Source organism: Rhodoferax sp. GW822-FHT02A01, assembly GCF_038784515.1.
Classification (GTDB): Bacteria; Pseudomonadota; Gammaproteobacteria; order Burkholderiales; family Burkholderiaceae_C; genus Allorhodoferax.
Genome location: NZ_CP152376.1, coordinates 166,926 through 181,771 on the forward strand (window position 1 = coordinate 166,926; position 14,846 = coordinate 181,771).

Sequence of the window (14,846 nt, forward strand, 5' to 3'; positions counted from 1 at the left end):
TTGTCTTCCCGTCCACCCAGACATCAAATGGTTCTTATGCGTTATATGCGCCTACCTCCGCCCTGACCGTGTTCAAGTCTAATCAATTCGAACCTTGCTTTTGCAGTATTTGCGTCACAAAGTTGGATGGAATGGCATAACTGATGCCTGATGGTTGACTCAGCAGCGATTCCTTGGTTGCCTTGACAAATACCATGTTGATTACGCCCACCACCTCGCCTGATTCGGAATCAAAGAGCGGGCCGCCGCTGTTGCCCGGGTAGGCCGTTGCGTCCAGCTGAAAGATATTGAAGGTGCCGCTGCGCAGACTGGCTATCGTGCGCGCGTTCAGTTGCTGGGCATTGCCCGAAGGAAGTGCGATTGGCGTGATGGACGACACGATGCCACGGTGCGTCACCGCAGAAAAGCCCAGAACGCCTCCGATGGGGAAACCCATGAATGCCACCGACTGCCCTTCTCGAACCGTATCCGAGTTTCTCAATGCCAAGGCCGGAGCCGGTGCGCCGTCAAATTGCAGCAGCGCGAGGTCATGCAACTTGTCCACGTCCACGACAGTCGCCAGCCGCATGCTGAGATCGTCCTGGCCGGTCAGCCCTTTGGGATTGGTTCTCACCTGGACCACCAATTTGGAATCGGGCTCCAGATCGGTGCCTTCCGGAATGACGTGCGCATTCGTTATGGCCCAGTTTCCCTTGCCCGCGACAAAGCCCGTGCCGCGCAGAACGAATCGTGGCGTCTTGATAGGGGAATACGTTCCGACGATGACGACAGAGGGTTTGACTTTGGAAATGGTCTCAACCGTATCCGCATGGGCAATCCCCAGAAACAAAGCGACAAGAAGGAAACACCTGGTTGCCAGGAGCAAGGGGTTCCAACGTATCGGGTGTTTCATGTTTCTTCCGTGAACCGCCGCTTCCAGGCCTTACGAACCAGATGGGGAACTACCAGCTGCAGTGGCATGCGCAACGCATGGGAACGTACATAGAGCAGCCACCGCGCCAGGCCGGTCAGGCGCATGTCACTGCTGGGGTGGGCAGGCCTCAGTGCCAGACCCAGAGTCCATTCCATGAACACCTTCGCCCCACCAGAGGGCCCCATCTTCTGAACTCTGGGGACCAATGCCGCAGGAGGCACCGTTCCAAATAGCCGTTCCAGATGGTGCAGGGCATGAAAAAGAGGTATCTGCAGACCCAGCTGAATGGCGCGATCCAGCAATACATTCCAGAAGGTGGCTCTCTGCGCAAAGTGCTTCACCAGATCATTCAGATCCAGCAAGTCGCGCAACCCGGCGTAGAACTCGCCTTCGGTGAACAGATGCACTGCGCTGTGCAGCACCATGTCCTCGGGGGCCAGCACATAAATATTCTGGTAGCCGGGTATGGGCCCTATACGCTGCAGCAAATGCGCCCCATCGACGTTGAATCGCGAAACCGGCGGAGTGATCGTATGGTGGATATCGATGTATGTGTTGCGCTGCACATGCCGCAGTGGTGGGATCTCGTGCATCCACTGCCGGTAGTAGCGCTGGTTGTAAGCATCGCGCTCATCCGAAATCCAACCCGCGGCAAACATGGAACTCTCGACCATGTCCACCTTGTCGCGCGGCACCAGCAGATCGATATCGGAGAACAGGCGCCCTCGCGCTGCGGGCAACTCCGCCATCAGGTAAGCGGCGCCTTTCAAAAGCACCACGGCGACGTTCTTGTCGCGCAGCGCATGTGCAATGCGATTGACTTCCCAGCGGACTTCGTGCTGCTGGCGTTCCGTGAGCCGCAGGCCGCTTTCCAGATGCAAAAAAGGTCCCACGCGCACCTGCGGCATCCAGCCTCTGTCGACAAAATGGGCCGCCAATCGACCCAGCAGTCGGGATTGACGCGCCTGCCCCAGCACAGTTTCCCATTCAGCGCCGGTCCACTGTGGTTGCTTGTCCGGGTGAGCCCAGAACGACTCCAGCATGGAAGGGGTCACGCGTTTCTCCCCTCCACCAGTTGGTTGAATACCGCCAGCGCATCGTCCAGCTGGCTGTATCTGAAATCGTAGCAATCACTGGCATCCACTACCGCCGAGAGCGTTTCAAATCCGGTGCGTCCCAGGACCATGTAATTGAATGAATTGCGCCCCAGCTCCAGCATGCTGCTGGCCTTGGATCGGCGCTGGAGCTCGGGAGCGGATCCGCCCACGTACTTCGGGAATATCACCCACCGTGGTCGCGCCTTTTCGTGGATGCGCAACAGTTGCTCCGTCGGCACTTTCAGATGGGTGACACTGCCTTTGGTGGTGTCGGGCGTGATGCTGTTGAACACAGCGCCGGGCACATACTGCCGAATCAAGTCGATGGACTGGTTCTTGAGGCTGATTGGTCGCCCCACCGGGGTGATGCTGGCGTCGGTCAGTGAAATCAATGCAAGCTCATCGGACAGCAGACGCCAGCCCCTGTTGATCAAGGCGGCGCACAGCGTGCTCTTCCCCGAACCGGGAGGTGCAGGCATGATCACCGCGCAGCCTTCGCGTTCAATCACTGACGAGTGCAGTATCAGATACTGATGCGCCTGTGTGGACACGCACCAGTTCATGGCCCATTCCAGCAGAGGAAAGGCATGGTTTTCTGGAAGTGGGGTAAACGGCTCAATCCCGTCAAACCGGAAAATTGCCTGCGGATGCATCCAGCGCCGCAATCCACCGCCGCCGGCGATGTGCACCGTGTAGTCCACGAACTGATCTTCAGCAGCCTCCGGGTAGTCCGGATACAGCGTGATCAAGCCGTCCGCGATCGACTCTATATTGGAAACGATACGAAAGGTGAAAGGTCCTACGTGAATGGCAAGCCCAGGGTCTTTGAGTTTCTTGCGAATCTCTGCATACGACAGGCTACCCAGGTTCACACAGATGTTCTTTCCAACAAGCCGACTGTTTCAAATTCTTCGATGACGCTGTGGAGCAGTTGGGTCGCCGCTTCCGGGCTTTGAACGGTCATGGCACTCACCATGTCCGCCAACAGGTCGCTGACCTGGATTTCCCCTTCAAGTGCCGAGTTCAGGACAAAGGCCCGGAAGGCATCCAGCTGATGTGTCTGCCCCGAACTCTCTTCAAAAACTACGTACTCATCGTCCCAGCTGACCCAATGCAATTGGGCAACCGGATTCAGCCTGAACGCTCCAGTCAAATTTGCCACAGGTACCTGAGGCAACGATCAGGAGTAGCAAGACTCCATGTGGGTACCGAAGAAGCTCTCGCAATCCTGACGGCTGGGATAGCCGTTGGAGCCGGCCTGCCGGTAGTGGGTCACGATTTCACTGGAATTGTAAGGGTAGTTCTTCGAGACACAGGTCTGCGCATTCAAAAACGCAGTCACCCAGCGGCAACTACTGCTGGAGCTGTCGTTTTTCACGATGTCATAACAGGTTCTGTTGTCTGAGGTTCCAGGGAAAATATCATTGAACTTTTTGTTCACGCAAGAAGTGTCCTTGCGCGGATCGCGGTTGTAACCTGGCCAGCAGGACTTCTGGGTGTAATGCGAGCAGTGATAGCCTTGGCTGACAGGCGTATCTGCAGGAATGCGCGAACCCACTGCAGAGTGGCATCCCGACACGGTGGCCCACACCACCTGCCCGGTGTGACCATCGGTCTTGCAACGGGTGGAAGTGCTTGCCAGGGTATGCATGGGAACCGAAGCCGCCGCCAGCACCACGGAACCCTTGCCCAGACCACTCAACAACACGCGCCTGCGGGCCAGCGCATCAACTGCCATGGCCCCGGTGTCGAGCGACGGCTTGGACGGTGATGTATTGAGTTCTTCGGACATAGAAACTTCCCGTTAAGTACAGACTTTGGCAATTATCAGCCTTTTGCGGCATGAATGCAATTTTCAGGCCAACTCAAAGCTTCGCTAATTAGTCATTTAAATTCAACAACTTATCTCTGCAAAGCCACAGACAACCGGGAAAAATACGACGCTCGCAAGAGAGTTGTAAATTTTCCCGACAGCGGTTGGTCACAAGTCCTTCAACAAGCTGGCCACTTCAGCCTGACCAGGAAACTTGTCGCCCAATTTACTCAGCTCGGACAGAATAACCTTGGCTTCTGCCTTGTGCCCCGCCTTGAGCTGGATCTTCGCCAGGTTCAACTGGAAACCAGGCGCGGAACGGCTCAGTTCCACCACTTTCTTCTGGATTTCAATGGCCTTGTCGTACTCACCCTTTTCTGCCAACAGGCCCGACAGGGTGTCCATAAATGCCGGCTGGTTGGGCGCAAGGGATACCGCCTTTTCGGCATAGGCAATCGCGCCATCCTTGTGCAACTTCGCCGTTATCCACGCCAGATTGTTGTAAATCATGGCATTCTTGGGCTGCTGTTTGAGCAATGCAAGATACGAACGCTCACCTTGCTGGTAGTCCTTGCGGGCGATCGCTCCATCGGCCAGATACATCTGGAATGCAAGGTCTTGCGGATGGTCTTTTTGCCATGTGGCAGAGAACTTGTCGGCGTCAGCAGACTTGCCTGAGGCCTGCAGGGCGGTGAGCAGTTTGATTGCCAGTTCGGTAGATGGCGCCTGCTTCAGGCCATTGCGGTAGGCGGTGGTTGCCGCGTCCCACTTCTTCAGGATTGCATTGATGTCGCCTTCCAGAACGTACCCCGAAGAATCCGCCGGTGCCTGCGACTGCATGGTACGCGCCGTTGCCACAGCGCCCTGGTAATTCTTGGCGTCCATATCCAAAACAATGCTGCCTGTTTGCGCCTGCTTCAGATCCGGCTTGATCTCCAGCGCCTTGCGCAGACTTTGCGCGGCGGCAGTCTTGTCCTTGGCTGCCATATAGGCCTCCGCCAGACGCAAATAAGGCTGCGGCGACATGGGCTGCAGGGCCGCCATCTTGTTGTAGCTCGTGATGGCCTGATTCAAATCACCATTGGCCTGCTGCGCGCGTCCCAATGCCTCCAACGCTTCCGGGCTGTCGGGGAGCGCAGTCTGGGCATCCTGCGCCACGGAAAGCGCCTGCTTCAGGTCCTTGTTGCGAAGATGAAATTCGATCAGGAGCAGCCGTGGAGCCACATCCGTGGGATTGGCCGTGACGGCTTTGGTGATCAAGGTCCCGACCACGTCCTTGCTGGCGCCGGTGTTGGCGGCCAGTTCAGCCAAGGCCAGCAGGGCCTGGCCACTCTTGGGGTTCTTGTCCAGGAAAGCCTCAAAGCGCTTCTTGGCATCTTCCGGCTTCTTGTCGGCAAAATCCAAACCCGCGAGGCTGGCAACTGGCGTGAAAGAACTGGGGTCCAGGCCCATGGCTCTCTCGAAGCTCTTGCGTGCGCTGGCCAGATCCTTCTTGGCCAAGTAGACGCGGCCTTGCAGTATGGCAGTGCCTGCCTTTCCAGGATCCTTCTTTTCCAGCGCATCAATGGCCTTCAGCGCCTTGTCGTATTGTTGGCGATTCAAATGGGCACTGATCAATGCCATGTCAGCCACCGTACTGCTGTCGGATCCGGCAATTTGTTCCAGTTCGGCAATGCCGGAATCGACCTTGCCCTCGGCCAAACGCGTCACTGCCAATGCGGTGCGCTTGCGCGCACTCTGCGGATCCTGCTTGATGGCTCTGGCCAAATACTCCTCGGCCTTCTTGGCGTCTCCACCCTGCAGATATATCTGCCCTGCCAGGGACAGCACGTCCGGATCGACCGGCTCGGTTGCCAAGGCAGGCTCCAGCGTGGCGATTGCCTTGGCAGTATTGCCAGACCGGGCATAGGTAGCTGCCAAAAACCTTCTTGCCGATGTCAACTCAGGCGCCAACTGCACTGCCTTGCTCAGAAAACTCTCTGCCTGCAGTACCGAGTTGAATTGCAGTTCTGTCGCACCGGCCACTTGAAGGGCCATTGGATATTCAGGTGCTGCCTTGAGCGCCTGCTGCGACAGAGTGCGCGCCGATTTGAAATCCTTGCGTTGAAACGCCAATTGGGCTTCCAACGTCTTGGTCATGGGATGGTTGGGCGCTACCGCCTTCAAACCGGCCAGTTGCTTCTCCACTTCATCGAGCTTGTTCTGCTGGAACAGCACGCGGACCGCATCTACGTGCCCGACAACAAAATCGGGCCGAGCGCTGATACTCTTGCGATAGGCTTCCAGTGCCTCGTCCGGCTTGTTCTTGCCGAACATCAGCAGGTCACCCTTGAGCTTCCAGCCCTGGTAGTTTTGTGGAGATTTGGCAAGGATTGCGTCAACATCACCCAGCGCGCCATCCATGTCATTGCGTGCGCGTAGGCGCGCCTGCAACAAGCGCGCAGGCTCAAAGTTGGCGTCTGCCTTCAACGCCTCGCCCAAGGCAGCTTGAGACTTGTCGACTTTGCTCAAAGAACCATAGGCCAAGGACAGTGTGGTCTGCAAGTCTGCGTTGGCTGTGGCTTGCGTAAGCGCAGTTTGGCCAAATTCATCTACCACTTTCTGGGCTTTTCCCTGGGCCAGCAGGGCGGTTGCCAGCAGGGGCACCACCTGGTCTTCTGGCGCCTTGAGATTCAATGCCTTGCGCAGTTCGGTTTCTGCACCCACTGCGTCTCCTGCTTCAAGCAATGCCTTGCCCAAGAGGAGGCGCGCTTCTGGCAGATCCGGATTGGCCTGCAGTGCGTTCTTGATCTGAATGACCGCTGACTTGGTGTCATTTTTCGCCAGGAAATCCTTGGCAGACGACAGCATGGCCTCGGGCTTCTGTCCGCACCCAGCAAGAACCAGTGCCAACACCAAGGCAGATAGACGAGCACCACGAACCATTTTTGTAGAGCGCATTGTTGTTCTCACAGAATATTGAAAAGCAGAAAAAACTACTTGATGCCGAGCCGGTGCATCAAGTCGTAAAGCGTGGGACGACTGACACCCAGAAGTTCGGAGGCCTTGACCATATTCCCGTTGACACGACCCAAGGCCGCTATCACGGCACCGCGTTCGGCATTGTCGCGAATAAGGCGCAAGTCCAAGGAATTATCTTCCGCACTGTCTTGTGCCGGGCTGGCCAGCCCCACATCTTCCAGGGTGATCTGGTTGGAATCCGCCATGATCACCGCTCGCTTAATGCGGTTTTCCAGCTCGCGGATATTGCCCGGCCAGGGGTAGGCCTCGATCGCCTTGAGGGCCCCTTCGTTCAAGGACATGGAGGCCCGGTTCTGTTCCTGCGCAAAACGCCGGACAAAGGCATGGGCCAAGAGCGCGGCATCTCCCACGCGTGAGCGCAAGGGCGGGATGTTCACCACAATCTCTGCAAGCCGGTAATACAAGTCTTCCCGGAACCGGTTCTCCTTGCTCAGCGCATGCAGGTCCTGGTGGGTCGCACAAACAATGCGCACGTCCACGGCTATCTCCTGACGCCCGCCCAACCTCTCGATCTTGCGTTCCTGCAAGAAGCGCAATAGCTTGGCCTGCAGGGAAAATGGCAAGTCGCCAATTTCGTCCAGCATCAGGGTGCCGCCGTTGGCCGTCTCGATCTTGCCCAGCGTCTGTTTGGATGCGCCAGTAAACGCGCCTTTTTCAAACCCGAACAGCTCGCTTTCCAGCAGGTTCTCCGGAATGGCCGCACAGTTGATGGCGACGAACTTTCCGTTCTTGCGCGACGAGGCATCGTGCAAACCCCGCGCCAGCACTTCCTTGCCGGTACCGCTTTCCCCCAACAGCATGACGGTCGCATTGGTGTTGGCTACCTTTTCAATGGTGCGGCAAATGCGCAGCATTTCCGGGTCACGCGTAATCAGCCCGCTCAAGGCGTCGGGATGGTGGAAACTGCGCAAACGTTCGTTTTCCGCCTGCAGCTGGGAGATCCGGAAGGTACGCTCGACGATCACGTCCAAAATCTCGGGCTCGAACGGCTTGGCGAGGAAATCGCATGCTCCCATGGCAATGGCGCGCAAGGCGTTGGACTGGTCATTCTGTCCCGTCAGGACAATGACCCGGGTATGGGGGGCCGTGGCCATGATCTGTTCCAGCAGCTTGAAGCCCTCGGATACCGAATCGGGGTCCGGTGGCAATCCCAGATCCATGGTGACAACGGCCGGTGCGTGCTTGCGCAACTGCACGAGCGCACTTTCGCGGTCATGTGCGGTGACTGAATCAAAACGATCCAGCGACCATTTGATTTGCTTTTGCAGTGCCAGATCGTCTTCGACGATCAGCAATCCGCGTGTTTTTTCGGTGCTCATGAGTCCTCTAATTAAGGAAGGTCAGATTGATTGTGAGGCTCAAACAGCGGCAGCAGCACAGTGACCACCGTTCCCACGCCCACCTCACTTTGGACGTCTATTTTTCCGCCGATCTCCTGCAGATAATGGAAGCTTTCATAGACTCCAATCCCCATGCCGGCTTGCTTGGTCGTTTGAAAAGGCTTGAACAGCTTTTCCCGTATGAATTCCTGCGACATGCCTTGCCCAGTATCGCCGACAACGATCCGGGCCTGACCTGCCGCACGATCCAGGCGCAACCAGACCCGGCCCGACTTGTCGGTCGCATCGAACGCATTCTGCACAATATGGCCAATGACGCGCTCCAATCGATCCGCGTGGCCCCGTGTGGCAACCGGATCCTTGCGCTCCACTTCCAGAACACGGTCGCGCCCTTTTGCCATGGCCACCAGGCTATCCACAATTCCAGCCAGGTCCACACCAAAGGTCGACCCGGAAGGAGTTGCCCCCTCCCGCAGCTGCAGCATCATCTGACGCATACGGTCCAGCGAGTTTTCCACGGTCTTGAGCATGTCTTCCTGAAACTCGGGGTTGCCGCTCAAGCGCCGTGCATTCTTCATCATCAGTGACAGCTGGGTCACGATGTTCTTGAGGTCGTGCACCACAAATGCCGACATCCGATTGAATGCATCGAACTTGCGTGCCTCCAGCAATGCTTCCGTGGCCTGCATCTGGGCCAGGAAGCTGGCAGCCTGCAGACCCGCCGTCTTGAGCAAGTCGTTCACTTCCCAATTCACGTCCATGCGCGTGCGCGCACTGGCAAGGACCACAAAGCCGATCAGTGTCGTCCCTACCAGCAAGGGAACGACCAGCCAGGCCTGCGACATTTCCGACAGCCACCGCGGCAGCTTCATCTGCCCGTAGCGGCCCGGATACGAGCGGTATTCCTCCAGATTGACTGCCCAGCCACTGGTCTCCAGAAAGCGGCAAAGCTCCGAATCGGCAGACTCGCTCTCCTGCGACGGGCTCATGTTCCAGAAGGCCGTTTGGGTGAGCACATCCTTTCCCTGCCCCCGCATCCACAAGGCGCCCGCCGGACTCTCCAGCATGTCGGCCAAGCCGCGAATGACTTGCTCCCCCATTTCCCGTGGCGAGTTTCTTTGGGACAAGGTGTAAGTGAACTTCAGCCACTCCTCGCGGTAGTCGTAGCGGTAGCGAAAGAAGTGCTTTCCCAGAAACACCTTCAGACTGGCCCGCAGCGAACCGGACATGGCCAGTGTGATCATCAGGATCAGGCCGAAAAACACCAGCCCCACCTGCAGTGCCCGCCCCCACTCGCCACCGAAGTAGCGCACGTAGTAACCCACGGCGGAAATGAAGATCAAATACACGCCCGCAATCAGCAGCGTGGCGGAGTGGAATGCCGCCTTGGGTGAAATGCTGATCTTTGACACCCAGTCACTGCGGCGCGTCATTGCCAGGAACAGAAAAGGCGTCACCAGTGCATGCACCGTGTCGCGGATGTTGAAGGCGTCCGCGTCCGCCCGGTTGAACATGACAGCTTCGGAAAAAATGTACATGTCAAACAGGAATGCGCCCGACAGGCCGATACACAAAGGCTTGATATTCCAGCGTGAGTCCGCCGTGACGTTGCGAAACACCTGCTCCAACAGCACCAGTGCAAACAGCGGCGTGACCATCCACACCAGACGTGTCCAGCGCAATAGGCTGGCCCTCAATCCATCGGGTACATAGGCTTGCAGGTCAAATGGCAATCCCAACACGATCACCACCACCGCAATGACGGCAAGCGTGGTGATGTTGATGGCCGCCAGCTTGGAGTGGCCCCTGCCGATCAGAACCAGCAGAAATGCATACCAACCCGCGTAACGCAGCGAGTCCATCCAGCGGCTCAGCAACAGCCAACGGGCATCACCGGTAATGCTGGACACCAGACCCAGCCAGCCCCACAAGGCACTGGCCAGAATGGCAAAAATGACCAGCGCATTGGCCGTGGCAGCATCCGCCCGTTGGCTCTTGACCTGAATCAGCCGGATGGCAAACAGGGAGTAGGCCAGGCCTACCAGGGCCTGTCCCCAGGCCGCAAGGTTCATTTACTGCGCTCCCTTGCCCAGCAGCACCACACCTACGGTTTCAAACAGAATCACGATATCCAGAAACAGCGAATGATTCTTCACGTAAAACAAGTCGTACTGCAACTTCTCGGCCGCATCCTCCACCGAGGCACCGTACTGGTAACGCACCTGGGCCCAACCCGTCACGCCAGGCTTGACGCTCTGGCGTACCGCGAAGAAGGGGATCTGCTGGGTCAGCTGGTCCACAAAATAGGGACGTTCCGGACGCGGCCCCACCATACTCATGGACCCGCCCAGCACCACGAACAACTGAGGCAACTCGTCGATACGCAGCTTGCGGATGATTCGGCCTACGCGTGTCACCCGGGAATCGCCAGCCGTCGCCCACCGGGGCTTGCCGTCCTTCTCAGCGTCGCTGCGCATGCTGCGAAATTTCACCACGTTGAACACCCGCCCGTTGAGCCCCACGCGCTCCTGCGAGTACAGCATGCTGCCCGGACTCTCCAGCACAATCAGGATGCCGGTGATGACCATGATGGGCAGCGTCAGGACAATCAGGATGCTGGCGCACACAATGTCAAAAATCCGCTTGACCCAGGACTTGACCCATCCGTGCACAAAGCCTTCACCGAAGATCAGCCAGCCTGCAGATACCGAATCCAGCCGGATCTGTCCCAGCGTCTTCTCGAAGTGGGTGGAAATGTCGACCACGCGGATGCCACGTAGCTTGCAGTCCAGCAGTTCGCGCAGCGGCATGCTGCCGCCACGACGCTCGGTAAGTGCAACGACGATTTCATCCACCTTGAGTTCGTCCGCCACTTGGGATATCGATTTGGTTACCTCCAAAACGCCCCAAGCTGACACTTCCGGCTTGACCTCATTGGGGCTGGCGTAATAGCCAACCACGTCCACCGAAGGGTCCGATGCCTTCAGACTGCCTCCGACCATTTTGGCGGGCTTGCCTGTGCCATAAATAAGCACACGCTGACGCATGTATTCGCGCGGCGTCATATAGGTGAGGTAGATGCGCGTGATCAGCATCAGCACCAGCACACAAACCAATGCGACTACCAGCAATTCAGATGGGGGCGACAGCAGTTTGATGAATCCGGCCAGCACAGCCGAAGCACACAAAGCCAGTATGGCACGAGCGTAGGTTTGTCCGACGGTGCGGTTGTGCACCCGCAGATAGAAACCCAATCCGGCATTGATCAGTAACACGCCAAATGCCATGGTGAATGCTTGTACAAAAGCCAGATTGCGGCTGTTGGAGGGCTCTAGGTCGTGAACCAGCAAAACGTACAGCATCACGCCGCTTACCAGAAACAAGTCAAAGCTGACCTGCAACAGCGTTCGACGATTGAAGTAATGACCGAAAATCTTTATCAATTGTTTCCCCCTATACCCCTGGCGTAATGGCGGCCCAACCGCATAAGTCTATCAAGGGGCCCCAGCGCGCTGTCATTTTGCCTTTTTTTCGCGCTTTTTTACCTCTGGTTACTCTTTCCTATCAATAACATGGGAAGTAAATAGAAAAGCAGCGCCACCCGGGGCACATCCATGATGCTGCTGACCAGTCCAACTACCAATGCGCCACACAATCCGGCAGCCGTGGCAGTAAGCGCAGATCCGCGCACCTGGGGTGAGAGCAGGAAGCTGGCCATTGCCCAGAGGATGAGGCCCGCCAGGCCCAACACGCCCAACACGCCCCGTTCGATCAGCACCTCCAGATACAGATTGTCAATATGCCAGGGCACGTAATAACTCTGTGCCGACGGCAACCAATGCGCCATGCGTTCGCTGAAGTCCCCGTTGAGCAGCAGCTCCTGGCCCGCATCACCAGTTACCTGCAACTGGGTGATGTCGGCTGACGCGCCCGGCGTGTCCAAGGACACAGCAAAAGTGATGGGTATGGAGCCCCAGACCAAAGGTGGACCCGACAAGGGCAATTGCACCGCCTGCCATTCGCCCAGGCCCGGCTCCACCTGGGTGCTAGCCCCCTGGCAATCGCGGTCATACAGAAGGTACCGCTGGCACAGGACCACCGTCAATGCGACCGGCTTGTCCACCCGCACGCGCATTTGAACAATATTCACATTGCTGCCCGACAGGTCCACGCGCTGCGTGAGAGCAAAGTTTCCAGTCAAGTCCTCCAGATTGTCCGGGACGCTCAGAACGGCGTAGCGTCGGGTATTTCCGTCCGACAGGGTTTCGCTGCGTAGGGCAACACTTCCAGAGAAGTTTTCTCCGGGGACCTGGGCGGAGTAGTTTGCGGGCAGTCGGCCCAGGCCCTTGCCAGCCAACCAATCTGCGGGACTCTTCAGCAGACCCACACCGGACCACCAGTGCGCCAGTCTACGGGTCATGTCCTGCCCGGAACTGGCAAGACGCTTGTTCATGTAGGAGTCGCCGCCAAGCACGGCATATATCTCCATCACAACCAGGACCGCCACGACAAAGGTACCCCAAATGCGCCAGCGTGCCCACAGCTGCTTTACCAGCGTGGAGTACTTGCACCACTCATATATTGCAAACAGAAGCTGTAACCCCACCGCCAGATAGACCCCTCTGGAAAAGGTGGTCAGACTGGCATAGGCCGCAAGCAGGGTCAGGACCGATGCCATACCCCAAGCAACAGGCCGCCTGGCACTGGCCAGCGCCAGAAACGCAAAGGGCGTGGCCATCGCCAGATAGGCATCGATGGCAGCTCCGCCCACATGCATTTCCCAGAAGGTTGCCACGGTACGGTAGTTGGCATCCGTGTCGAAGATGCCGACAAAATTGTGGCGATCCCAAAGAACCGCCAGACTGACCCAGGCCAGTCCCACCATCATCCCCAGAGCGAACAGGCGTTGAGACCGCTGTGGATTGCAACGCAGCTGCCGGTCCATCAGCGGCCACAGCAACAGTGCATACACCAGACTCTTGGACACACGCACGGTATTGACGGCATGCGTATACGTTCCAAACCAGTCGAACGCCCAGCCCCCCGCATCCGTGACGCCACGTACAAAGGACACGGCACCCGTCACGGCCAATGCAAACAGCAGCAGAGCGAACAACCCATTGCGCCGTGAACCAGCGACCACTGGTTCACTGGCATACCCCACTACCAACCGTATGTAGCCACCAGCCAGAACTGCCAGCAGCATCAGATCCAGTTCCTCAAAAGCGACCCAACCCGTCCACGGAGAAAAGTTCAGGAAAGGCAGGCTGGCAGGCACCAGGAACAGCCACGCTCCGGGGTAGGCCACCTCGAGCACCAGCACACAGGACTGCAGCACGAGCATGCCCATGGGCCAGAGTGGGTGGTTCAACGCCATGGCGCAACCTGCCAAACCGGAGGCCGCCGCTATCAGCGCACAAAGGAACGACCTCGCGGACAAGCCTTACACCAACACTTCCGTACAAGGGGGATGACCCAAGAAGGCCTGGGGACTGGCACTGGCGCCATAGGCTCCCGATTGGTACACCACCACCCAATCCCCTGCCTGAGCAACGGGCAGTTGCATACGGTCTGCCAACAGGTCCAGCGGAGTGCACAAAGGGCCAACAACTGACGCCACTTCGGTAGCGGATTCATCCACCCGGTTGCCAATGGCGACCGGGTAGTTCTTGCGCAGAACCTGACCGAAGTTGCCCGATGCCGCAAGATGGTGGTGCATGCCCCCATCGGTGACCAGGAATACCTGCCCATGGGACACCTTGCGGTCCAACACCTGGGCCACGTATACGCCAGCCTCTGCCACCAGATAGCGCCCCAGTTCCAGCACCAGGGTGGCTTGTGGCAGCGCGGACTGCGCCTGCACCACCAAGTCGGCCAGACTGCTGCAGACGGGGCCCAGTTCCAGGCGACGCTCACCCGGGAAATAGGGAACCCCGAAACCGCCGCCCAGATTCAGCGTCTTCACCGCAGAGGGGGCATGCGCGGCCAGCCGCACGACCAGTTCCAGCGTCTTTTGCTGCGCTTCGCAGATGGAAGCTGCCTGCAGATTCTGGGAGCCTGCGTACACATGGAAGCCTTCAAATGCCAGACCGGCACGACCGATGTCTGCAAGCAGCCCGGGAACCTGCGCTTCATCGACACCAAACGGTTTGGCTCCACCGCCCATCTTCATGCCCGAACTCTTGAGCTCGAACTCCGGATTCACCCGCACGGCCACACGGGCCGGCAGTCCCAGCTCCTGCGACGCCGCTTGCAACACCACCAGCTCGCGAGCGGACTCCACATTCACCAGAACCCCTGCAGCCACGGCTTGTCGCAGCTCCACATCGCGCTTGCCAGGGCCGGCGAAACTGATGTGACGCGGATCGACGCCGGCATCCAGTGCCACCTTGAGTTCCCCGGCGGAGGCCAGGTCCACGCCATCCACCAGACTGCGCATCCAGCCCACCAGGGCGGGCATGGGGTTGGCCTTCATGGCGTAGTGCAACCTGACTTGCGTTGGTAACAGGGCACGCAACTCGCCAATGCGCTGCGCAATCAGTCCGCGGTCATAGGCATAAAACGGCGTCTGGCCTACGCGTGCCACCAGTTGCGACAGACGTTGGCCACCAATGAGCAGTTCCCCCTGCGCATGCGCAAACTGGTCCATGGCGACGTGGACG

At 58.1% G+C, this 14,846-nt stretch carries 11 protein-coding genes; all 11 read right to left on the minus strand.

All coding sequences use genetic code 11. From position 1 onward, the window contains the following. Positions 1–82: 82 nt before the first annotated feature. A complete protein-coding gene (locus tag AAGF34_RS00745; RefSeq protein ID WP_342618728.1) occupies positions 83–892 on the minus strand; it encodes a serine protease in 810 nt (269 codons plus the stop codon). Continuing rightward, entirely contained in the window at positions 889–1,968 is a 1,080-nt protein-coding gene (locus tag AAGF34_RS00750) for a nucleotidyltransferase family protein (protein ID WP_342618729.1), read from the minus strand. The genes AAGF34_RS00745 and AAGF34_RS00750 overlap by 4 nt, the downstream gene beginning before the upstream one ends. Then, a complete protein-coding gene (locus AAGF34_RS00755; RefSeq protein WP_342618730.1) occupies positions 1,965–2,882 on the minus strand; it encodes an HprK-related kinase A in 918 nt (305 codons plus the stop codon). Before AAGF34_RS00755 ends, AAGF34_RS00750 begins: the two co-directional genes overlap by 4 nt. Continuing rightward, positions 2,879–3,127: an HPr-rel-A system PqqD family peptide chaperone gene (locus AAGF34_RS00760; RefSeq protein WP_342618731.1), complete on the minus strand. Its 249-nt coding sequence runs from the start codon at positions 3,125–3,127 to the stop codon at positions 2,879–2,881. Before AAGF34_RS00760 ends, AAGF34_RS00755 begins: the two co-directional genes overlap by 4 nt. A gap of 63 nt (positions 3,128–3,190) precedes the next feature. Then, positions 3,191–3,802, minus strand: a complete 612-nt coding sequence (locus AAGF34_RS00765; protein ID WP_342618732.1) for a hypothetical protein — start codon at positions 3,800–3,802, stop codon at positions 3,191–3,193. 189 nt (positions 3,803–3,991) lie between these two features. Next, entirely contained in the window at positions 3,992–6,763 is a 2,772-nt protein-coding gene (gene prsT, locus AAGF34_RS00770) for an XrtA/PEP-CTERM system TPR-repeat protein PrsT (protein ID WP_342618733.1), read from the minus strand. Between the two features lie 35 nt (positions 6,764–6,798). Further along, positions 6,799–8,163: a PEP-CTERM-box response regulator transcription factor gene (gene prsR / locus AAGF34_RS00775; RefSeq protein ID WP_342618734.1), complete on the minus strand. Its 1,365-nt coding sequence runs from the start codon at positions 8,161–8,163 to the stop codon at positions 6,799–6,801. Positions 8,164–8,174: 11 nt separating this feature from the next. Then, positions 8,175–10,256 (minus strand): XrtA/PEP-CTERM system histidine kinase PrsK, encoded by a 2,082-nt coding sequence (gene prsK, locus AAGF34_RS00780; RefSeq protein ID WP_342618735.1) that lies wholly within the window; start codon positions 10,254–10,256, stop codon positions 8,175–8,177. Next, positions 10,257–11,627, minus strand: a complete 1,371-nt coding sequence (locus tag AAGF34_RS00785) for a TIGR03013 family XrtA/PEP-CTERM system glycosyltransferase (protein ID WP_342618736.1) — start codon at positions 11,625–11,627, stop codon at positions 10,257–10,259. A gap of 98 nt (positions 11,628–11,725) precedes the next feature. Next, positions 11,726–13,561 (minus strand): hypothetical protein, encoded by a 1,836-nt coding sequence (locus AAGF34_RS00790; protein WP_342618737.1) that lies wholly within the window; start codon positions 13,559–13,561, stop codon positions 11,726–11,728. 66 nt (positions 13,562–13,627) lie between these two features. Next, positions 13,628–14,833 (minus strand): pyridoxal-dependent decarboxylase, exosortase A system-associated, encoded by a 1,206-nt coding sequence (locus tag AAGF34_RS00795; RefSeq protein WP_342621195.1) that lies wholly within the window; start codon positions 14,831–14,833, stop codon positions 13,628–13,630. Between the last annotated feature and the right edge of the window lie 13 nt (positions 14,834–14,846).